Origin of the sequence: Tessaracoccus sp. (assembly GCF_016714275.1) — a bacterium.
Taxonomy (GTDB): Bacteria; Actinomycetota; Actinomycetes; order Propionibacteriales; family Propionibacteriaceae; genus Arachnia.
Genome location: NZ_JADJNP010000008.1, coordinates 21,982 through 38,324, shown reverse-complemented (window position 1 = coordinate 38,324; position 16,343 = coordinate 21,982). Strand labels below are relative to the sequence as shown.

Here is a 16,343-nt window from a genome sequence, read left to right as displayed (position 1 = left end):
ACGTCACTGCGAACGGACAATGGACCCGAGCCTACGTCGCGCCGGGTTCAAGTGCCAAGTGAGCAAGAGCGACGCGCAGATGCACGGCGGTGAGTGGTTCCGCATCAACCGCGTCAAGACCTACTGACGCGGCCGCGCCCGCCCGACGCCGGCGCCGCGGATCTCGCAGGTCAGCACCTTCCGCTGCATCGCGACGACGGCGCCACGCTCTCGCGGTGTCCGTGCGACGAGCAGGGCCTTGCTGACGGCCGTCCGGGCACCGCTGCAGTCGTGACGCCGGAGCGCACCCGCGACGTCGCGTTGGAGCCACTGGAAGTTGGTCTTGCCGGCGTACGCGCCCGAGGGACCGAGGCGGCCGAGCGTCGTCCAGCCGCTCGCCGAGAATGGCTTGAACTCGGCCTCGTCACCCCACCACGCCTCGCCCTCAGCCTTCGTCGCGACGCGGACAGACACGTCCGGCGGCCCCGCAGCGTGCACCTCACCGGGGCGCTTCGTGAACGCATGCCCGGTCCGCTGATCGGTGAACGTGTACAGCGTCCGCGAGTCGCCGCCGACCCAGAGGCCACGGCGGGCGTTGTACTTCGGGAGAGTGGTCTTGGGAGCCTGGGCCATGGTGGGAGCCTACCATCGCGGCGCGGGGCTGTGGTAGGCTCCTGTGCATGACCAAGTCCTGCGTTCCTGTGATGTCGAAGTGGCTCACCTTCCACGGCGGCACGAGCTGCCGTGACGGCGTGTACAGCTACGTCGCACCGGCACACGGTGGCGGCGCCTTCCACGTCTCGCCGCACTGCCAACGTGGACGGGTCAACGGTTACCACGTCCAGTTCGCGACCGTCGACCACAACACCGCGAACCGTCAGGTCCAGCAAGGCAAGCTCACGGGGCTCTGGCACGACGTCGGGCGCGTCCGGTCGCCGGCGCAGGCGGCGACGTTGATCAAGACATTCTGCGCGGCGCACGACCTCAAGGGGGTGCGGCGCCGTCGTCGGCGGTAGGCCCAAGCGTAACACAGGCGCGCGGCGCGCGGTGGCTTAGCCACACTCGGCGAGGCGCTCGACGAGCGCATCGACCGCGCCGGGATTCCAGAACCGGTACGTCCCAAGTCCGCGCTCGAGCAGCTCGATCGGATCATCGCCTTCGTCGTGACCCGTCGGACCGACGCAGTCGACGAAGTGCGAGAGCTGCCACTGTTGTCGAGGATTGAGGAACAGCGCGGCAGCACGGAACCCATCGTCGGGCATCGCGACGTCGGTTAGCTCGATCGGGCGCCGGAGTAGACTCGACGCGTCGAACAGGAAATATGCGCGTGCAGCCCCGACCGGCTGCAACTCGAACTTCAGGATGACGTCGGGTGGTAACGGGTTGGACGCGACGCCCCAACGCTCGAGGATCGTCGTCAACTCCGGGACACGTAGGCCGTAGTACGGGCGCAGCGGCGAGAAGTACAGCATCGGCGCGTTGGCGCCGACCCATGTCGTGACGTGGAGGCCAGCGTCGCGGACGGCGTCCGGGATCTGACGCGGGTACGCAGGCGCCGGCGCAGCCACGATGTCGCGCGCATCCCGGAAGTTCATGTCACGAGGCTACCATCCACGTCACCGGCACATCAAGCCGCGCCGCGCCCGCTTGATCGTCAGCGCCAGTGTCGCCCGCGCGTCGGGGAGGTCGTCGGTGAAGTAGCCGCCGTCCTTGCCGCCGACGAGCTTGCCGCTGACGAAGGTCTGGACGACGAACTCGTCGGTCGACGGCTTCCGCTTGAGCGTGAAGGTGCAGCGCTTGTACGTGATCCGCTTGGGCTTGAATCTGGCCATGGCGTGAGCCTACCATCCCGCATGCCGTCTGTTGAAGATGTTACCGAGCGCGTTCTCGCCAGCGTCAACGGTCCCGGGCCGTACGTCGCCCGCGTCCGCAAAGCCGCACCGATGACCAAGCTGACGCCGGCCGGCGCAGCACAGCTCGCGGCCTGGAACGGGCGCCACGACAAGACGTTGCCGTTCGTCAGCAACGTGCTGGCGTACGGCTTCGAGAACTACGTCAAGCCGGGGTGGCACTCGGGGATGGTTCGACTCGTCAAGGGCGGCCACCTGCGCTTCTGCCGCGTCGACCAACCTGCGCCAGCGGGATCGTTCGCGCAGCGGACGTCGCCGTACGGGACGGCCTACTACCTCCTGCGCCCGGCGTGCCCGGCCGAGGTGGCGGACGGGACGATCGCGGGTCAACGGCGGCGTCGGCGGCGCTGAGCTGCTCGGCACGCGACCTCGCCAGCTCACGCCGGATGTCACGCTCGACGCGGTCCGGGGCGGGCCTGGCGGGCGTCGCGGCGCACCAGACGCACCCGCCGGTCGGGAGAATGATCACCAGCTTGGAGCCGCGGTTCTCGACGGTGCCGCCATGCCGGATGGCGGCCGCGTCGACGATCCTCCGCCACTCACGCGGGTTCAACGCAGTGTCCTATATGCGAACATGCGGCAATGGTAGCACAGCCGCACGCTACCGCGAGTCGGCGCAAAAGACGATCTGGCCGCTCTGGATGAAGATGTGGAGCGCACAGGGGTCGTGGTCCGTCGGCTGGCGGCGGATGCTCGGCGCCAGCGAGAGCACCTCGAACTCGTCGCCGGTGCGCGCCCACGCGACCGGCGGCGGCTTGACGTCAGGCTCGAGCGGCGGCCGGAACGGGATCAGGTGACGACAGTCGGCGTGACCCTCGGGGCAGTCGAAGGCCAGGTAGCAGCCTCGCCACCACCGCGGGTTGCAGTCGACGAGGCGGTGCTTGCGCACAACTACCGTGCGCGGCGGGCCTGCTTGCGCGCCTTCTCGGCGCGCTCCCTCAAGATCTGCGCGTACGTAGCGCGTGATGTCAGTGGCAGGTCACGCACTGCGCCGGGCACGACGCATGCGACTGCCAGCCGGTTCATGCGCTGGTTGAGGTAGTCACCGACGAAGTTCGCTTCGCCATACATCTGTGTGTTCGCCTCGCGCTCGGGGCCATCGACCGAGTTGAGGTGCGCGCGCGCGCGACCGTACGCCTCGATCGCACGCGCAGTCAGGCGGATGCCGCCCTCACAATTGGACGGCATCCGCTCCAGATCCACCCAGACTTGGCTGAGTTCGTGACGTGCCGACGCGATGTGGTCAGCGGCAGGAGCCCCGAGGCCGCGGCTGCTACGAGGACGCTTGTACTTGGACATACCGCAGATGCTACCATCCCCCACCAGCCGATGTCACCCACCGTTGCCTTGCAGCACGTCGTCGACGCCGCTATCGCCACCTCCGTCGCCGTCGGGTCACGCTACCGGCGGCGGCTTGACGTCAGGCTCGAGCGGCGGCCGGAACGGGATCAGGTGACGACAGTCGGCGTGACCCTCGGGGCAGTCGAAGGCCAGGTAGCAGCCTCGCCACCACCGCGGGTTGCAGTCGACGAGGCGGTGCTTGCGCACGGCTTCACCACGTCGCCAGTTCCTGATCGACCGTCGTCCCGCCGCCCGTCCATTCACCGACGACGCGTCCGATCACGGCCGCCACGCCGTCGACCCACTTGGGGTAGGCCCCGGCGATGCTTTGCATCTGGCGATTGTGCGGGAGCATCGCCATCACGCGGCTCGTTGCGTATGCGACGGTACAGCGGAACGCCGAGTCCTTCATCCACTCGGCGGCCAGCTCATCCTCGTAGCTGAGCCACGAGTGCATGGGCGTGAACTCAGCAACGGCGTACCGCGCCGCTGCCAGCGCGACGGCTTCCGACGTCGGCGTCGGGTTCACGACCGCACCGCCCGGAGGCGCTTCGGCGCCTTCCGCTTGCCTACGTCAGCGGGGCAGCGCGCGCCGGCGACGCCGGCAGTAGAGCGCGCGCACTGCCGGTTGACTGCATCCTTCCAATCATCGACAGCCTTCTGACCGCGCCAGACTGAATGACTCAGCTCTGTATGCCGTGTCGTCAACGCCGTCATCGCGCGGTGCCAGCCTGGCGTCGGATCCCCGCTGTACGGCTCGCGGGCGCGCGCCATCAAGCGGGCAATCGACGCCGACGTCTTGGCTAGCGTACGCACATCCTTCTGGTACATGTCTTCGTACGCACGTAGGCGTGACTGGGCGTAGCTGCATGACACGTTGAGATCGACGTACGGGGTCTCGGCGGGGGGTCGAACCCACTTGGACCGCTTGACATGCGGCACAGCTGGCGGTGCCGTACGCTGGGGTACCACGGCTGCGTCGGCGACCGTCCACTGCCGGCCGTCGTAATGCGCGACGATCCGACCGCGATGATGCCCGTAATGTGTACCGTCGCTCGTATAGTCGCTGCGGATGTCGATCCGCCCGCTCGGGGCAGCCTCACGTGCAGCGTCCATTGTGGCGGCCAGCGACTTGCGCGGTGCCGTCACCGCACGTCCAGCCTTGTACGCTACAAACGTCTCGTGGGCCTGCGCCATGCCCACATGCTATCATCCCCCACCGGCCGATGTCACCCACCGCCGCACTCCAGCACGCTATCGACGCCGCCGTCACGACCTCCGTCGCCGTCGGGTCACGCTACCGGACGATCCAGGAGTACATCGCGCAGGGTCGGCCCATCCCCGACGACCTCTTGCCGGGTCGATTGCTGGCACGCCAGTCGTCCGAGGTCCGGGCAGCGCTGTGCGCGTTGACGTCGGCTGTCGCCGCGAACGTCGCCCCGTGGGCCGTCCGCGACCTCGTCGGCTGACTCAGACGACGCCGCCGCGACGTTGTCGCCGACGAAACAACGCCGCACCGACGACCCCGGCCGTAGCGAGCGCAGCCGCGCCGATGACCACGCCCGCGCCAGGCGCGACCGCCGTCACCGTCGCCTGACCGGTCTGGCAGTCCGGTAGGCCGTTCCAGTTCGGACGCGCCGCGCGCATCGCCGCCTCGCCGCGGGCGATCAAGAATTGCCCGAGCTGGCTGTCGGGCGCGACGTCCTTCATCGTCCGGTACTGGATCGTCCGCCACGGGTCGACGCCCGGCAGCGGGCCGACCCAATACTGGCGACGATCGCGTCCGTGAGACCGGACCGAGGCCACCGGATCCTTCAGGTGCTCGGGCCCCATCTGGTCATCGGCGCCCTTGTTGAAGTCCGCCGGGATGTCGCCGTTGAGGACGCCGATCGCGAGCATCAGGTTGCTCACCGACGGATCGCGTGACGTCGATGCCCACCGCTTGTACGGCGCGCTCGCGACGTTGGTGACGCCGGCGATCTTGCCGTGGATCGGACCATAGAAGCCGCGGTTCTTGTGGCCGACGGGTTGTCGATACAGGAGCAGCTTGGTCAGGCTGTTGGTCCCCTCGACGTAGCGGACTCGGTTGACGGCATCCTGCATGACGGCGACGCGCTCGGGGACGCTCTGGTTGCCGACCTCGGAGGTGACGTACCGTGCGAGCGTGTACGCATCGAGCGAGACGGCGATGCCGAGCTTCCGGCCGGCCGCGGCCGCGAGTGCGTTCGGGTCGGCCGGGACGTTGCCGTCCGCGTTGACCTTGTAGCCCGAGGCCACCGTCGTCGTCGGGTACCCGACGTACCGCGACACCCACGCAGGCATACAACGGACGGGGTCGAGGAGGACGGAAACCGGGGGGAGGCTCACAGGTTGGGACTCTATCACCTGCAAGCCTGAACGTCATCGTCCCCCTGGATCTGGCCTGCAAGCTCCTGTACATTACCCCACATGCCCATCAATGGACTCGGCATCAGCGGAGGTGGCTTTAGCGGTGGCGGCTTCGGCCGCGCATCAGGCGAGCCCGTCCAGTTCCTCGGCGATGCTGGCGGTGCCGGCGCGCCGCTGCCGTCGGCTCAAGCTGCGGGCGTAGCCAACTGGGGTGCGCACTGGGCGTCGAACAAGTGCTCGAGCTGCAACACCGCCATCCTCGAGATGCAGAACCAGATCAACCGGGCGGCGGCGGCGTTCGGCGTGCCGATCCGGCTCGTCATCGACGGGTGGGTCGGCCCGCGCACTGTCAGCGCGCTTCAGGGTGTCGCCCAAGCTGTGATGGGTCGCTACGCGACCGTGGGGCTTGAGCTGCGCGCCTACACGACGATGGAGGCGGTCGCCAAGAACGCGGACACGATCCGCGACAAGGTCAAGCAGGTCGCCGACGCCGCGGGCGTTCCCCCCGTGGCCTCGGCGATCGCCGCGACCGCGCCGGCGCTGCCAGCGGCCAGCACGACCCCGATGCCGACGACGATCTCGCCGCCTGGCTCGTTCGACATGGCGACGATGCCGGCAGCCGGCCTGCCGCTCACGCCGGTCAGCAAGTGGCGCGCCCGCGCGCCGTACATCATCGGCGGCGTCCTGGTCGCCGCGGGCCTCGGCGCCGCGGCCTACATCCTGACGCGCCCGGCGCGCGCGGTCCAGGGCGCTGACGACAACGACGAGGAGTGACCTCATGCATCACCAAGCCCCCATCGGTCGCCCCGCGCCGCCGTGCTGCCTCCGCCCCAAGCCGGGCCCGCAGCGCCCGGTGCGCCCCGTGACGCCGCGGCCGGCGCCACGCCCCATCCGCCCCCGCTGACGTCGAGCACGTCCGTGCTCACGTAGCTCGACACCTCTCACCACCCGAAAGAAGCAACGTCATGGCAAAGTCCGCAACCTGCACCCGGAAGCGCATCACCATCAAGAAGAAGCGTGGCGGCAGCGTCACCTTCATGGCCCGCCACGGCAGCGGCTGTGGCCCCCGGACCAAGTTCAAGACCTCCCACCTCAAGCCGTACCAGAAGGCGATGAAGGTCGCGGCGCCGCAGTGCGCGGGCACGACCAAGACGCGCCAGGCGTTCCGGGCGTGCATGAAGACGCACCTCAAGGCGCTGGCGCGCTAACCGAGCCCCCTGAGAGCTTGTCGTGGAGTCGTTGCCTGCCCTCGCCGTCTGGGGTCCCCTGGGGATCTGGGCCATCGTGGTCACGGGGGCGGTCATCGTGCTGTACAAGGAACTGGCGAAGGCGCGTGATGCCTGCGTCGCCGAGACCGCGAAGCTCAACACCGAACACGCCAACCGCTTGGTGACGATCGGCAAGGAGCACGCAGCCACGGTCGCCGGCATCACCGCCGAGTACACCCGGAACCTTCAGGCCGCGGGCGAGCGCTACGACCGCCTCCTCACCGAGGCGACGCAGCGGAGCTTCACGGCCGTGACGACCCTCTCCGACAAGCTCTCGGGCCTGGTGGACTCCCTCACCCGCCACCACCGATGACCATGGCGCTCCCGCCCGTCCTCGAAGCCGTCGCCCAAGAGATGGAGCGACGCGGCGCGAAGGTATCTGGGCAAATCGATGATGTCGTGAAGTCTCTGGAGTCGGGTGACCTGATCGTGCTTCCGCCGGGGCTCGGCTTCGACTTCGACGTGGACGACCCCTCGGTCGTCCAACGGCTCGACGAGCTGAGCGAGGCCGCGGCTGACGCCGCGATCGAGTGCGCGGTCGGGACGCCGCCGACGGGCTACGTCCCGACGCGCATCCGGCCCTCGATGTACCAGATCGTCCGCAGTCGCAGCCGCCGCTAGCGGTTGTGGACCCAGGCGGCGTTGAGGACGCCGCTGACCGCAAGCGGACTGGCGCTGCCCTCGAGCCGGCCAACAGGGAGCGGACCAGCGAGGGACGCCGCCCCACGCCGCATCGCCACGGCGATCAATGTTGGTGTGGCCTCGACGCGGAGCGCGTTCATCCATCGCTGCGCGACGGGGTCGGTGGTGTTGGCGTCGACGCGGATGATCGGCAACCCGCGCTGCGCGTAGGGCAACGCGGTCTTGACGAAGACCGGGTGGAACTCCTCACAGGCCGGGCAGCCGTCCATCTCGACGAGCACGACCAGGACGGGCGCGCCGGGTGGGATCGCCGGCAGGAAGACGTCGTCGTCCGGCGGTGTGTCAGTGGCGGTCGTCACCGGGGCTTGACCTCGCGCGACCGCGCCGCGGCGATCGCCGCCCGGACCTTGGCCGCGGCCCGTTGGACGCGGACGTCCGCCTGCAGCGCGAGGTAGTCGACGAGCATGGTCGCGGCGGTCGCGGCCTGGTCGACACGGACCTGGGTACGATGACGTGCGTAGTCGATCTCGTCGACGATGGACATGGCTCCTCCTAGGCGGCGCGCTCGGTGTACTCGGCGTCGATCACGTCGGGCTCGGGCAGCGCACGGTGCGCGCCGCCGCGCCCCGCGGCCAGCTTCCCGCGCAGCCGCGGCGCGACCACCTTCCAGCCGACGAAGACGAGGCCGCCGACGACGGCGACACCGAGAATCGTCCCGAAGATGCCCAGGCCGCCGCTGGCGATGGTCGGCTTGAAGTCGGGCGTCAGCCGGGCGCAGTTCTTGGCGCACTCGGCCGGATCCTTGCCGCGGTTGACGCAGTCGGTGTAGCACGCGGCGCGCTGATCGAGCGTCTGCCGGTGCTGCTCGGCCTGGAGCGCGATCTGGCGCGTCGTCTCCTTCTTGCCGGGGATGTCGGTGAGGGCCTCGACGATCCGGAGCACGATCGTCGCGACGACGGCGACGACGATGCCGACGATCACGATGGCGACGACGACGAGCGGCGCGATGCCGAGCGGGCCCTGGAGCTGACCTGCGGCGACGGCGTTGTTGCCGGCCTGCGCCACGATGGCGGCGACGGTCTGGTTGTCCGACGGCAGCGCCTCCTGCTTCCAGGCCACGTGCCGCGGGTCGACGAAGTAGTCACCAAGGCTCGTCGGGCGCCACCCGCGCAGCTGCGCGGTGCCACAGTCGATGTCCGCCGCCTGATCACCCGTGACGCCCTTGTAGGTCACGTAGATCGGTGCCGGTACCGACGGCGCTTGCCCGCCCTGCGCAAGGATGATCCCTGCAACAGTCGCCTGGTACATGTAGACCGCCTTGACCTGCAAATTGTAGATCTTGATGTCGGTACACGTCGCCTGGCCGGCGGCCATGAGCACCGACAGCGAGGTCCGCATCGCGTTCGTCTGCTTGTACGCGGCCTCGACGTTGTCCATCATCGCCTGGACCGCGGCGGCCAATTCGGGGGTCAGCTGCTGTGCCATGGGGGAAGGCTACCGCCGCAGAGGGCGGGGGCGCAAGCGCCCGATCTGACGGAGACGGCCTGATCTGACGAGGACGGTCGCATACGCGACCGGCGCACGTCAAGCGGCTACGGCAACCTGTCGCCGCCGGTTGACCAAGATGGCGCCCCCAAGTAGAAGGCCGACGGCACCAATACCTACGGCGATCGGGACCCAAGTAGGCCATGGCTTCGAGGAGGCCGGTGGGGGGGTCGGCAAGCTTGAGGTATCAGCTGCCGGAACGGTCAAGGCCGCCATCTCAAGACGGCTCAGCGCTGCCTGGACTTCCCCAAGCACTGCTGTAGCCTCTGACCGATACAGCGCGCGCTCCGCCGCCGACACACCGGCGGTACCGCTCGCGACGACGTTGTTCAGCACTGTCGCGAGCGTATTGGCCGACCGAATCTGCGCAGCGCTCAACGTACCGCGACGGAGGATAGCCTCTAGCGCCTTCATCGCGAAGCTGCGGGTGCGCAGGCTAGCGCCGCCGTCCGGCCCACCGATGGCCCAGCCCCACAGCGGGAGCCACGTCGCGGCGTCGAAGACCGGCGTAGTGCACGCACGAACGACGTCCGCCGCAGCGGCGATGACCTCCGTCGCCTTGGAGCCCGTACGGCTGCCCGCCGGATCCGCAAAGATCTTGAGGAGTAGCGCCTGCGTCGTGTACGTCAGCGGCGCCATGAGCGGGCTGAACACCGAGAAGCCACCGCTAGCGCCCCACGCACGAATTGCCTCCAACAGCTTGACGCGGCCAGCCACAGTCAGCACAGGCTGCACGGCCTCACAGCCATTAAAGAACTCAGGGTTTGCGTAGCTCAACGTCAGGAGCGCCACGCCGGCGTTCAGCTGGGCTGCGTTGGCGAAGGTAGTCCGCCAAAACTGCGGCGGGCACGGCCCACCCCAGGCGTTGCAGTACATCCAAGCGCCGGCTGCCGTGCCCTTCGTTTGCGGGTCGAGCACGTTGCCGATCAACAGCGCTGTCAGCTCATCGCAGGACCATGTCGTGGCAGGCATGGCCCAAACAGTACCACAACCGCCGACAGGCCACGCGTGTCAGGCCGGCGTGATACCAACCCCAGACAATGCCCCAGGTCTTCACCGACGCCAACTTCAACACCGCCGTCCTCCGCAACAAGCTCCCGGTCCTGGTGGACTTCTGGGCGCCGTGGTGCGCGCCCTGCAAGATGCTCGCGCCGGTGCTGGCGGCGCTCGAGCCAGCCTACGCCAACCGGCTCATCATCGGCAAGCTCGACACGGACGCGAACCCGAAGACGGCGAACACCTACCACGTCGCGTCGATCCCGTACCTCGTCATCTTCATCGGCGGGAAGCCCGTCGCGGCGGTCGAGGGCGCAGTCCCGCGAAAGGTGCTCGTGGAGATGATCGACCAGGCGCTCGCGGCGAAGCCGCTGGCAGGCGCGTCGGCGGGCGCACGAACGAAGAAGCCCACGTCGAAGCGGCCCACGCCAACGAAGAAGCCCACAGCACCGATCCGCAAGAAGTCGAAGTAGTCCGCACGGTTGGTGGCGCCCAACCGAAACCTTGTGGATAGATTGTTGACAGCAACGGCGGCGTCAGGCATGGTGCATTTCGCAAACGAGAAATGCGCGTCCTGGACTTCAGCATCATCCCGGTCGGCACGATCGTCACGCGATCGGGCGCGTGGCGGACCCGCCACGGCATCCGCGCGACGTCGCGGCTGCAGCTCGGGATGGTGTTTGGCCACAGCGCCGCACAACGCGCGGTGACCTGGCCGGTCATCCTCTGGGAAGGCGCGACGTGGCCGGAGGTGACCCACCCCGGCGACGTTCGACTGTTCCGGCCGGAACAGATCCAGACGTACACGAAGTTCGTCGAGACCCCGGAGCCGTTCCTACCATGAAGCCGACCGAGCCGAAGCCTCCCGCAGCGCTGACCGTCGAATGGTGCGGGTCATACCGCGTCGAGTTCGATGCTGAGTCCGTCGCGAGCGACCTCGATGACGGCGCGACCGACGCCGCAATCCGCGCGGCCATCGAGAACAACGCGGTCATGGTCGCCTACGACCAGTCGCCGGCGTCGAGCCGTGTCCGCGGAGTCACCGACGCGCACGTCTTCGCGGTGCGGAAGATCCTCAAGGAGCGCTGAGACCGTGAACCTCCACGAGTTGCTCGCCACGACGCCCCCTGCGGAAGTCCTTGGCGCCGTCTTCGCCTACCACGCCGACGGCATCACCGACGATACCCGGCACGGCTACGCCGCAGCGCTCACCGAGTTGCGCGGCCTCACGCCCGCCTCCGAGTGTCCTGGCACGCTGGACATGGAGCCGCTCGGTGACCGCCACCCGTACGACGTCTGGCTCATCCAGCCCGACGGTACGACCGTCAGCGCATCGTTGATGCCCTGGACAACCTGGCTCGCGGTCGACGTCCCGGCGGCGGTCCGGGCAAAGTACGCGGACGCCGCCATCCTCGGCGCTGTGCTCTGGGAGCTGACGTTCCACGGCTTCAGCGCAGCGGACGTCGACGCACGCGCCGAGAGCATCATCACGGCAGCCGCAGAAGCCGCACGCGCTGCACAAGCCGGTGACCGGGTCGTGGTCACGGACATCCACAAGTGGCTCGCGGCGATCAGGACGACCGACGAGCCCGACGCGGAGTAACCCATGGCCACCGAGTTCGGCGCGACCGAGACGCGAGCATACTGCGCGGTCGTTGACAGCCACGACTGTGAGTGCCCGCCCGGCAGCGTCGTCTGGCGTCGGCCCGCGGCATGCTACGCCTGCGGCCTCGACGTCTGCCGACAGTGCTCGACGGTGATCTACTACGCCCACTGCAAGCGGCGATGTCGGATCTGTTTCAACTGCCAGGACATGCACAAGATCGGCCGTGCCGCGCCCGCACCGAACACGACGCATGACTACATGTTCCCCGCGGCGATCCTCAAGGGCATCATCGAGCACGACGACGGCAGCGCCTACTTCGGCAGCCTGCTTGGCTACGCAGACTACCGGGACACGGCCATCAAGCTCGGCTGGGTCACACACGGCCCACGCCGCCTCGCAGCCACGCCGCTCGGACATGCTGTTTACGTCGAGGCGCACCTCGATCGGCTCCCGCAACGCCGTCACAGCCGAGCGTACGCGTGGAACTGGGACAACGTCAAGTTCACGCCGGCGCACCTCCAACACGCGCCCGCACGAAAGGTCCGCTAAGATGCCAACGGTCCAGATCGACGACTACCCCGTCGGCTTCGGGTATTCCATGACGCGTGGCCCTGCGCGCGAAAACGCCGTCGCCGCGCTGTCCGTCGGCCGGCTCGCAGGGGAGACACCACAGCGGCTCTGTCGGCTGACCTTCGGTGATCTCACCGACGGCGAGACGGGCTTGGACGCGACGTTCGATCTCGTCACGTCCGACCCCCAGACTGTGGCCGAGCTGTTGGCACACGACTGGACCGACGTCGACGCGACGCGAGCGCTGTGCGCCCGGCTGATCTTGCCGCGGCTGACGTTTGCGCAGCTGCAGGAGTTCATCCGCGACATCGCCCGCGAGGCGTGGCGTCAGGGCTGCAACGATGCTCAGACGACGATCCGATGCGCGCTGGGGTTGGACGTCTACGACAACGCCACGACCCCGGCGTCAATCATTCAGCGCGTGCTCGGAGACAGGCGATGACACCGGATGAGGCGCACGCACGCCGTGTCCGCGTCAGGGAAGCGAAACTGGCCGTGGCGCGAGCGCTCGCGCCATTCCACGATCTGACCCAGGCAGAGATCACCTACGTCCTGAGCGGTGAACTCCTAGCACACGCCGACGGCGCCGTCCACCGCGAGCGGACGGGGCCGCCGCCGCCGCGCGCGGACGTCCGCTGTACGTGCGGGTGGGCCGCCACGGCGCCCGACCCCGACGACGCCTTCGCGGACCACATCGCCACCATGACAGCCGCGCGCGACGTGCGGACCCACCGGATCACGGGGGTCTACATGCTGAGCGTCCCATGAAGCAGTACCCGTCCATCCCGCGCCGGTTCGAGGAGTTCACCGCGCACGTCTGGGACAAGCTCGACGGCTCGAACCTCCGGTTCGAGTGGAGCCGGAAGCGCGGCTGGCACAAGACCGGCACGCGGACGCGGTTGTTCGACGCGACGGACCCCGTCTTCGGCGAGGCACTTGGCGTGTTCGATACGGTCTGGGCGGCGCCGCTGGCGGATCTGTTCAAGCGGCAACGCTGCGATCACGCCGTCGCGTTCCTCGAGTTCTGGGGGCCCGGGTCGTTCGCCGGCAACCACGTCGCCGGAGCGCCCAAGACGCTGACGCTGTTCGACGTCGCCGTCCAGAAACGGGGCCTGCTCGACCCGGCCGTGTTCCACGCCATGTTCGGAAAGTTCGAGCACACGCCGCGGTACCTGGGCATCCATCGGTGGACGCGGGGCTTCGTCGAACGCGTCCGTGCCGGTGAGATCGCCGGCGTCACCTTCGAGGGCGTCGTCGGAAAAGGCGGCACGGGCCACGCGCAGGTCCGCGCGAAGGCCAAGACCCAGGCGTGGATCGACGCCGTCGTCGCGCAGTACGGCGCCGACGCCACGCCCATCCTCGAGAGCTGACCGCGATGGCGTCCTACACCAAACGCATGATCGAAGCCGCGGCGCCGTGGCTGGCGGCCAACCCGGACGCGACGGACCCTGCCATCAAGATCCCAGGGCACGGCGCCGTCGACATCCAGGAAGCGACGATGGCCGCGCGGCTCGCACGCATCCGCGCGCACGCCCGCACCTCGCCGGAGATCGCCGCACGCGTCGCCGAGCTTGATCAGGTCATCGAAGAACACACGGCCGCGACGGCGGAGCTGCGCGAATCCGAGGGTCAGCTCGCGACGCTGCTCGGCAGCCGCGGCGACCCGTGCCGCCTCAAGACCGACCGCGACGCCGGCGACGTGCTGCTCGGGCCCTGGTACTTGGCCTGGGCGCGTCAGGCGTACAACGTCTTCGAGTTGACCGCGGACTTCACCGCGGCGATGCTGCTGACAGACCCGGCGACGATCGACATCACGACGTTGCGGTTGCCCTACGACGGGATCCTGGTGCTCCTCCCGTCGGGCTTTGCCGTCGGGGCTGAGGGCGCGCACTACACCAAGGTCCACCTCTGGACGCGGACCGACGCGACGGCGGCGACGAGCTTGCACTACTACGCCACCGACGGCGCCCGCGGGCTCTACGCGGTCCTCGACCTTACCGCGTTGACGTGGTCAACCGTCGAGACGATCCCCAGCACCATCACGGACGCCTCGGACCAGCACGCGCAGCACACGCTGACCCGAATCGTCCTAGGTGCGCTGGCGTACGTCATGTCCGTCGAGAGCGCGGCGACGCGGCGCCCCGCCGACCGACCGCGGCGGACAGCTACGATCACGCCGACGCCGACCGCGGCGTACTGGGACGTCGGCCGCGCCGTCCGACTGACGCCGGCGCTCGTCCAGGCCGCGCGTGCGGGCTCGCGCGAGATCGCGCTGCAGATCAAGCACCGGTTCTTCTACCCCGTCAGCCCAGACCACTCCAACATCTTCAAGGTACCCGACGACGTCACCGACGCCTGGCTCGCCGTCGCGTATGAGGCGGCTGTCGCGCTGCGCGATCGGTCGCGCAACGCCGCCAGCCGCTACGGCGTCCACGGTGCGTTCAACCGCAAGCACGGCGAGGCCATCGTCACGCAACTCTGTGCGCGGTTCCCGACACGACTACCCGCTAGGAGCCACATGTCCAAGGTCATGCCCATCCGTCCCGACGACGTTGTCGCCTGCCGTCAGGCCACGATCCCCGACTTCGTGATCGAAGCCTTCAACACGTGCATCGCGGCGGCGTACGCGAACGGGGCGGCGGTGGTCTGCCTCGACGACGTCGTCGCCGCGATCTCGCGTAGCATGCCGTCCGATGACGACAGCTCCGCCGCCATGAACCGCGCCCGGATCTTCCGCGAGCGCTGGCTCGACGTCGAGGGTCTATACCGTGCCCAGGGTTGGGTCGTGACCTTCGACAAGCCGGGCTACAACGAGAGCTACCCGGCGAGCTTCACGTTCAAGCGCGCCAAGCGGACGTCCGATGGCTAGGTCTGACCCGCGCCCACGGACGAAGGTTACCAAGGCCGAGTTGATGCCCGGATGGTGGAACGGCCTGGGTGGGCGCTGGCAGACGTGGTACCTCGAGCTGGCGTGCGGGCACGCCGTGACCCGTCGTCGACGCGTCGACACACCGCCACCTGCCTGGGTCGTCTGCTGTGACGACGCGCCGACGGTGTCCCGATGAAGTTCCTGGTACGCGAGCGCGCCTGGGGGCGCCCGACGCGTGTGTACAACCGCGCCGGGTGGCGACAAGGCATGGCATGGTGGCCATGGCAGACCGTCGCACGGTTCGATACCTACGTCGCGGCGTTGGCTGACGTCGAGGCTCGCGAGCGCGCGCGCGAGCCTGGCGTACCAACCCAGGCCGCTGTCTTTTACCGCGGGAAGCCCTACCGGCTGTGGGTCAATGCCCAGGGTGAGGTCCTCCAGGTCGACCACGGCGCGGCGGCGCTGCGACGAATTTTCAAACCGCGATAGGTGCGTAACTACCTGTTTTGACTGACCAAATCAGGATGGTTGATTTTCCGTGTGAATGATTTATTCTGGCTCGCGTCACACGTTGGAACCCAGCCGAGGAATCTGCCCATGACCGCCGCTTCCCTGTTCCCGAACGTCACGAACGACCCAGCCAACCTGATCCCCGGCGCGCTGCTCCACGGTCGACTCGACGCGCCCGACGGTGCGCCGGTGTACGGCCGGCTCGGCACCGACGGTGCGGTGTACCTGTACACCAGCTGCACGACGCACGGGTACGCGCTCAAGGGCCTGACCGCCCTCGCTGCGCAGGGTCACGGCGCCGTCGGTGCGGCCGGCCCGTACCACTACACCGGCATCGCGGCAGTCATCGCCTGGGCGCAGGCACGGGCGCGCGAGACGCACCGCCAGGACGCGGACTGCGCGGCGTTCCTCGACGACGGGACGTGCGTCGCCTGCGGCGTGGCGCACGCCGAAGACCCGGAGCCGTGCTGCGGCGCTCGCGCGTTCCACCGGCCCGGCTGCAATGCCAACGAACATAGCGAAGCAGGTCGACACCGCGCCGCCGTGCGTAGTCACGACGCAGCACAACGCTGGCTCGATGAAGCGAACCGACTGCGCGGATGGGGCGACGGGACGGAACGTAAGGTCCACCAACCCTCACCCGGCCCCTTCGGTGGGCCCCTCGCTGGCGCACGCCGGCGCGCGTATTAACACCCCAACCCCACCACACCCAGCTCGAG

General features: G+C 68.6%; 32 protein-coding genes. 19 read left to right on the top strand and 13 right to left on the bottom strand.

Annotation, left to right across the window (positions count from 1 at the left end; genetic code table 11):
• Positions 1-120 precede the first annotated feature (120 nt).
• A complete protein-coding gene (locus IPJ61_RS19370; RefSeq protein WP_297111789.1) occupies positions 121-612 on the bottom strand; it encodes a hypothetical protein in 492 nt (163 codons plus the stop codon).
• Positions 613-659: 47 nt separating this feature from the next.
• On the opposite strand from IPJ61_RS19370, the gene IPJ61_RS19365 reads away from it, so the two are divergent.
• Entirely contained in the window at positions 660-995 is a 336-nt protein-coding gene (locus tag IPJ61_RS19365) for a hypothetical protein (RefSeq protein WP_297111786.1), read from the top strand.
• Between the two features lie 36 nt (positions 996-1,031).
• Here IPJ61_RS19365 and IPJ61_RS19360 read toward each other — a convergent pair whose 3' ends face one another.
• Positions 1,032-1,574 (bottom strand): hypothetical protein, encoded by a 543-nt coding sequence (locus IPJ61_RS19360; RefSeq protein WP_297111783.1) that lies wholly within the window; start codon positions 1,572-1,574, stop codon positions 1,032-1,034.
• Between the two features lie 21 nt (positions 1,575-1,595).
• Positions 1,596-1,811, bottom strand: coding sequence for a hypothetical protein (locus IPJ61_RS19355; RefSeq protein ID WP_297111780.1), 216 nt, complete (start codon positions 1,809-1,811; stop codon positions 1,596-1,598).
• A gap of 21 nt (positions 1,812-1,832) precedes the next feature.
• Here IPJ61_RS19355 and IPJ61_RS19350 point away from each other — a divergent pair, with 21 nt between their 5' ends.
• On the top strand, positions 1,833-2,240 hold the full coding sequence (locus IPJ61_RS19350; protein ID WP_297111777.1) for a hypothetical protein: 408 nt from the start codon (positions 1,833-1,835) through the stop codon (positions 2,238-2,240).
• Positions 2,241-2,490: 250 nt separating this feature from the next.
• On the opposite strand, the gene IPJ61_RS19345 is transcribed toward IPJ61_RS19350, so the two are convergent.
• The 5 genes from IPJ61_RS19345 to IPJ61_RS19325 all read right to left on the bottom strand — a co-directional run bounded on the left by IPJ61_RS19345 (position 2,491) and on the right by IPJ61_RS19325 (position 4,427).
• Positions 2,491-2,778 carry a DUF6527 family protein gene (locus tag IPJ61_RS19345; protein WP_297111774.1) on the bottom strand — a complete coding sequence of 96 codons (288 nt, stop codon included), beginning with the start codon at positions 2,776-2,778 and terminating at the stop codon, positions 2,491-2,493.
• A 2-nt stretch (positions 2,779-2,780) separates the two neighbouring features.
• Positions 2,781-3,188 carry a hypothetical protein gene (locus IPJ61_RS19340; RefSeq protein ID WP_297111770.1) on the bottom strand — a complete coding sequence of 136 codons (408 nt, stop codon included), beginning with the start codon at positions 3,186-3,188 and terminating at the stop codon, positions 2,781-2,783.
• 96 nt (positions 3,189-3,284) lie between these two features.
• Positions 3,285-3,437, bottom strand: a complete 153-nt coding sequence (locus IPJ61_RS19335) for a hypothetical protein (RefSeq protein ID WP_297111767.1) — start codon at positions 3,435-3,437, stop codon at positions 3,285-3,287.
• Positions 3,438-3,441: 4 nt separating this feature from the next.
• Positions 3,442-3,759 (bottom strand): hypothetical protein, encoded by a 318-nt coding sequence (locus IPJ61_RS19330; RefSeq protein WP_297111764.1) that lies wholly within the window; start codon positions 3,757-3,759, stop codon positions 3,442-3,444.
• Entirely contained in the window at positions 3,756-4,427 is a 672-nt protein-coding gene (locus IPJ61_RS19325) for a hypothetical protein (RefSeq protein ID WP_297111761.1), read from the bottom strand. The genes IPJ61_RS19330 and IPJ61_RS19325 overlap by 4 nt, the downstream gene beginning before the upstream one ends.
• A gap of 29 nt (positions 4,428-4,456) precedes the next feature.
• Between IPJ61_RS19325 and IPJ61_RS19320 the strand changes: the two genes are divergently transcribed.
• Entirely contained in the window at positions 4,457-4,699 is a 243-nt protein-coding gene (locus IPJ61_RS19320) for a hypothetical protein (RefSeq protein ID WP_297111760.1), read from the top strand.
• A 1-nt stretch (position 4,700) separates the two neighbouring features.
• Here the strand turns inward: IPJ61_RS19320 and IPJ61_RS19315 are convergent, their stop codons facing one another.
• Entirely contained in the window at positions 4,701-5,597 is an 897-nt protein-coding gene (locus IPJ61_RS19315) for a hypothetical protein (RefSeq protein ID WP_297111757.1), read from the bottom strand.
• Between the two features lie 81 nt (positions 5,598-5,678).
• On the opposite strand from IPJ61_RS19315, the gene IPJ61_RS19310 reads away from it, so the two are divergent.
• The 4 genes from IPJ61_RS19310 to IPJ61_RS19295 all read left to right on the top strand — a co-directional run bounded on the left by IPJ61_RS19310 (position 5,679) and on the right by IPJ61_RS19295 (position 7,507).
• The gene (locus IPJ61_RS19310; RefSeq protein WP_297111754.1) at positions 5,679-6,392 is read left to right on the top strand and encodes a hypothetical protein; all 714 of its coding nucleotides are present in this window, start codon (positions 5,679-5,681) and stop codon (positions 6,390-6,392) included.
• 191 nt (positions 6,393-6,583) lie between these two features.
• Positions 6,584-6,826: a hypothetical protein gene (locus IPJ61_RS19305; RefSeq protein ID WP_297111751.1), complete on the top strand. Its 243-nt coding sequence runs from the start codon at positions 6,584-6,586 to the stop codon at positions 6,824-6,826.
• A 22-nt stretch (positions 6,827-6,848) separates the two neighbouring features.
• A complete protein-coding gene (locus tag IPJ61_RS19300) occupies positions 6,849-7,199 on the top strand; it encodes a hypothetical protein (protein WP_297111748.1) in 351 nt (116 codons plus the stop codon).
• A gap of 2 nt (positions 7,200-7,201) precedes the next feature.
• Positions 7,202-7,507 (top strand): hypothetical protein, encoded by a 306-nt coding sequence (locus tag IPJ61_RS19295; protein WP_297111745.1) that lies wholly within the window; start codon positions 7,202-7,204, stop codon positions 7,505-7,507.
• On the opposite strand, the gene IPJ61_RS19290 is transcribed toward IPJ61_RS19295, so the two are convergent.
• From IPJ61_RS19290 to IPJ61_RS19275, 4 genes are all read right to left on the bottom strand, one after another.
• A complete protein-coding gene (locus tag IPJ61_RS19290; RefSeq protein WP_297111742.1) occupies positions 7,504-7,887 on the bottom strand; it encodes a thioredoxin family protein in 384 nt (127 codons plus the stop codon). The two genes, IPJ61_RS19295 and IPJ61_RS19290, sit on opposite strands and share 4 nt — an antisense overlap.
• Positions 7,884-8,072, bottom strand: a complete 189-nt coding sequence (locus tag IPJ61_RS19285) for a hypothetical protein (protein ID WP_297111739.1) — start codon at positions 8,070-8,072, stop codon at positions 7,884-7,886. Before IPJ61_RS19285 ends, IPJ61_RS19290 begins: the two co-directional genes overlap by 4 nt.
• A gap of 8 nt (positions 8,073-8,080) precedes the next feature.
• A complete protein-coding gene (locus IPJ61_RS19280; protein WP_297111736.1) occupies positions 8,081-9,013 on the bottom strand; it encodes a hypothetical protein in 933 nt (310 codons plus the stop codon).
• A 99-nt stretch (positions 9,014-9,112) separates the two neighbouring features.
• Positions 9,113-10,045, bottom strand: a complete 933-nt coding sequence (locus IPJ61_RS19275) for a hypothetical protein (RefSeq protein ID WP_297111732.1) — start codon at positions 10,043-10,045, stop codon at positions 9,113-9,115.
• 68 nt (positions 10,046-10,113) lie between these two features.
• Here IPJ61_RS19275 and trxA point away from each other — a divergent pair, with 68 nt between their 5' ends.
• The 12 genes from trxA (at position 10,114) to IPJ61_RS19215 (ending at position 16,314) form a co-directional block, all read left to right on the top strand.
• A complete protein-coding gene (trxA, locus tag IPJ61_RS19270; RefSeq protein ID WP_297111729.1) occupies positions 10,114-10,542 on the top strand; it encodes a thioredoxin in 429 nt (142 codons plus the stop codon).
• A 92-nt stretch (positions 10,543-10,634) separates the two neighbouring features.
• Complete coding sequence (locus IPJ61_RS19265) at positions 10,635-10,913, top strand: hypothetical protein (protein WP_297111726.1); 279 nt, start codon at positions 10,635-10,637, stop codon at positions 10,911-10,913.
• Entirely contained in the window at positions 10,910-11,158 is a 249-nt protein-coding gene (locus tag IPJ61_RS19260; RefSeq protein ID WP_297111723.1) for a hypothetical protein, read from the top strand. Before IPJ61_RS19265 ends, IPJ61_RS19260 begins: the two co-directional genes overlap by 4 nt.
• Positions 11,159-11,162: 4 nt before the next feature.
• Positions 11,163-11,672 (top strand): DUF6557 family protein, encoded by a 510-nt coding sequence (locus tag IPJ61_RS19255; RefSeq protein WP_297111720.1) that lies wholly within the window; start codon positions 11,163-11,165, stop codon positions 11,670-11,672.
• Between the two features lie 3 nt (positions 11,673-11,675).
• Positions 11,676-12,224: a hypothetical protein gene (locus IPJ61_RS19250; RefSeq protein WP_297111717.1), complete on the top strand. Its 549-nt coding sequence runs from the start codon at positions 11,676-11,678 to the stop codon at positions 12,222-12,224.
• Between the two features lies 1 nt (position 12,225).
• Positions 12,226-12,687 (top strand): hypothetical protein, encoded by a 462-nt coding sequence (locus tag IPJ61_RS19245; protein WP_297111714.1) that lies wholly within the window; start codon positions 12,226-12,228, stop codon positions 12,685-12,687.
• On the top strand, positions 12,684-13,013 hold the full coding sequence (locus tag IPJ61_RS19240) for a hypothetical protein (protein WP_297111711.1): 330 nt from the start codon (positions 12,684-12,686) through the stop codon (positions 13,011-13,013). Before IPJ61_RS19245 ends, IPJ61_RS19240 begins: the two co-directional genes overlap by 4 nt.
• Positions 13,010-13,615: a hypothetical protein gene (locus tag IPJ61_RS19235; RefSeq protein ID WP_297111708.1), complete on the top strand. Its 606-nt coding sequence runs from the start codon at positions 13,010-13,012 to the stop codon at positions 13,613-13,615. Before IPJ61_RS19240 ends, IPJ61_RS19235 begins: the two co-directional genes overlap by 4 nt.
• 26 nt (positions 13,616-13,641) lie before the next feature.
• Entirely contained in the window at positions 13,642-15,114 is a 1,473-nt protein-coding gene (locus tag IPJ61_RS19230; RefSeq protein WP_297111705.1) for a hypothetical protein, read from the top strand.
• Positions 15,107-15,310 (top strand): hypothetical protein, encoded by a 204-nt coding sequence (locus IPJ61_RS19225; protein ID WP_297111702.1) that lies wholly within the window; start codon positions 15,107-15,109, stop codon positions 15,308-15,310. The genes IPJ61_RS19230 and IPJ61_RS19225 overlap by 8 nt, the downstream gene beginning before the upstream one ends.
• Positions 15,307-15,603, top strand: a complete 297-nt coding sequence (locus IPJ61_RS19220; protein WP_297111700.1) for a hypothetical protein — start codon at positions 15,307-15,309, stop codon at positions 15,601-15,603. Before IPJ61_RS19225 ends, IPJ61_RS19220 begins: the two co-directional genes overlap by 4 nt.
• A gap of 108 nt (positions 15,604-15,711) precedes the next feature.
• Positions 15,712-16,314 (top strand): hypothetical protein, encoded by a 603-nt coding sequence (locus IPJ61_RS19215; protein ID WP_297111697.1) that lies wholly within the window; start codon positions 15,712-15,714, stop codon positions 16,312-16,314.
• The last annotated feature ends 29 nt before the right edge of the window (positions 16,315-16,343 follow it).

Bases quoted from the DNA above. Each gene is read 5' to 3' on its own strand.
- IPJ61_RS19370 (WP_297111789.1), bottom strand. From the start codon at position 612: ATGGCCCAGGCTCCCAAGACCACTCTCCCGAAGTACAACGCCCGCCGT.
- IPJ61_RS19365 (WP_297111786.1), top strand. From the start codon at position 660: ATGACCAAGTCCTGCGTTCCTGTGATGTCGAAGTGGCTCACCTTCCAC.
- IPJ61_RS19360 (WP_297111783.1), bottom strand. From the start codon at position 1,574: ATGAACTTCCGGGATGCGCGCGACATCGTGGCTGCGCCGGCGCCTGCG.
- IPJ61_RS19355 (WP_297111780.1), bottom strand. From the start codon at position 1,811: ATGGCCAGATTCAAGCCCAAGCGGATCACGTACAAGCGCTGCACCTTC.
- IPJ61_RS19350 (WP_297111777.1), top strand. From the start codon at position 1,833: ATGCCGTCTGTTGAAGATGTTACCGAGCGCGTTCTCGCCAGCGTCAAC.
- IPJ61_RS19340 (WP_297111770.1), bottom strand. From the start codon at position 3,188: ATGTCCAAGTACAAGCGTCCTCGTAGCAGCCGCGGCCTCGGGGCTCCT.
- IPJ61_RS19325 (WP_297111761.1), bottom strand. From the start codon at position 4,427: ATGGCGCAGGCCCACGAGACGTTTGTAGCGTACAAGGCTGGACGTGCG.
- IPJ61_RS19320 (WP_297111760.1), top strand. From the start codon at position 4,457: ATGTCACCCACCGCCGCACTCCAGCACGCTATCGACGCCGCCGTCACG.
- IPJ61_RS19310 (WP_297111754.1), top strand. From the start codon at position 5,679: ATGCCCATCAATGGACTCGGCATCAGCGGAGGTGGCTTTAGCGGTGGC.
- IPJ61_RS19305 (WP_297111751.1), top strand. From the start codon at position 6,584: ATGGCAAAGTCCGCAACCTGCACCCGGAAGCGCATCACCATCAAGAAG.
- IPJ61_RS19295 (WP_297111745.1), top strand. From the start codon at position 7,202: ATGGCGCTCCCGCCCGTCCTCGAAGCCGTCGCCCAAGAGATGGAGCGA.
- IPJ61_RS19285 (WP_297111739.1), bottom strand. From the start codon at position 8,072: ATGTCCATCGTCGACGAGATCGACTACGCACGTCATCGTACCCAGGTC.
- IPJ61_RS19280 (WP_297111736.1), bottom strand. From the start codon at position 9,013: ATGGCACAGCAGCTGACCCCCGAATTGGCCGCCGCGGTCCAGGCGATG.
- IPJ61_RS19275 (WP_297111732.1), bottom strand. From the start codon at position 10,045: ATGCCTGCCACGACATGGTCCTGCGATGAGCTGACAGCGCTGTTGATC.
- trxA (WP_297111729.1), top strand. From the start codon at position 10,114: ATGCCCCAGGTCTTCACCGACGCCAACTTCAACACCGCCGTCCTCCGC.
- IPJ61_RS19265 (WP_297111726.1), top strand. From the start codon at position 10,635: ATGCGCGTCCTGGACTTCAGCATCATCCCGGTCGGCACGATCGTCACG.
- IPJ61_RS19260 (WP_297111723.1), top strand. From the start codon at position 10,910: ATGAAGCCGACCGAGCCGAAGCCTCCCGCAGCGCTGACCGTCGAATGG.
- IPJ61_RS19250 (WP_297111717.1), top strand. From the start codon at position 11,676: ATGGCCACCGAGTTCGGCGCGACCGAGACGCGAGCATACTGCGCGGTC.
- IPJ61_RS19245 (WP_297111714.1), top strand. From the start codon at position 12,226: ATGCCAACGGTCCAGATCGACGACTACCCCGTCGGCTTCGGGTATTCC.
- IPJ61_RS19240 (WP_297111711.1), top strand. From the start codon at position 12,684: ATGACACCGGATGAGGCGCACGCACGCCGTGTCCGCGTCAGGGAAGCG.
- IPJ61_RS19235 (WP_297111708.1), top strand. From the start codon at position 13,010: ATGAAGCAGTACCCGTCCATCCCGCGCCGGTTCGAGGAGTTCACCGCG.
- IPJ61_RS19230 (WP_297111705.1), top strand. From the start codon at position 13,642: ATGATCGAAGCCGCGGCGCCGTGGCTGGCGGCCAACCCGGACGCGACG.
- IPJ61_RS19225 (WP_297111702.1), top strand. From the start codon at position 15,107: ATGGCTAGGTCTGACCCGCGCCCACGGACGAAGGTTACCAAGGCCGAG.
- IPJ61_RS19220 (WP_297111700.1), top strand. From the start codon at position 15,307: ATGAAGTTCCTGGTACGCGAGCGCGCCTGGGGGCGCCCGACGCGTGTG.
- IPJ61_RS19215 (WP_297111697.1), top strand. From the start codon at position 15,712: ATGACCGCCGCTTCCCTGTTCCCGAACGTCACGAACGACCCAGCCAAC.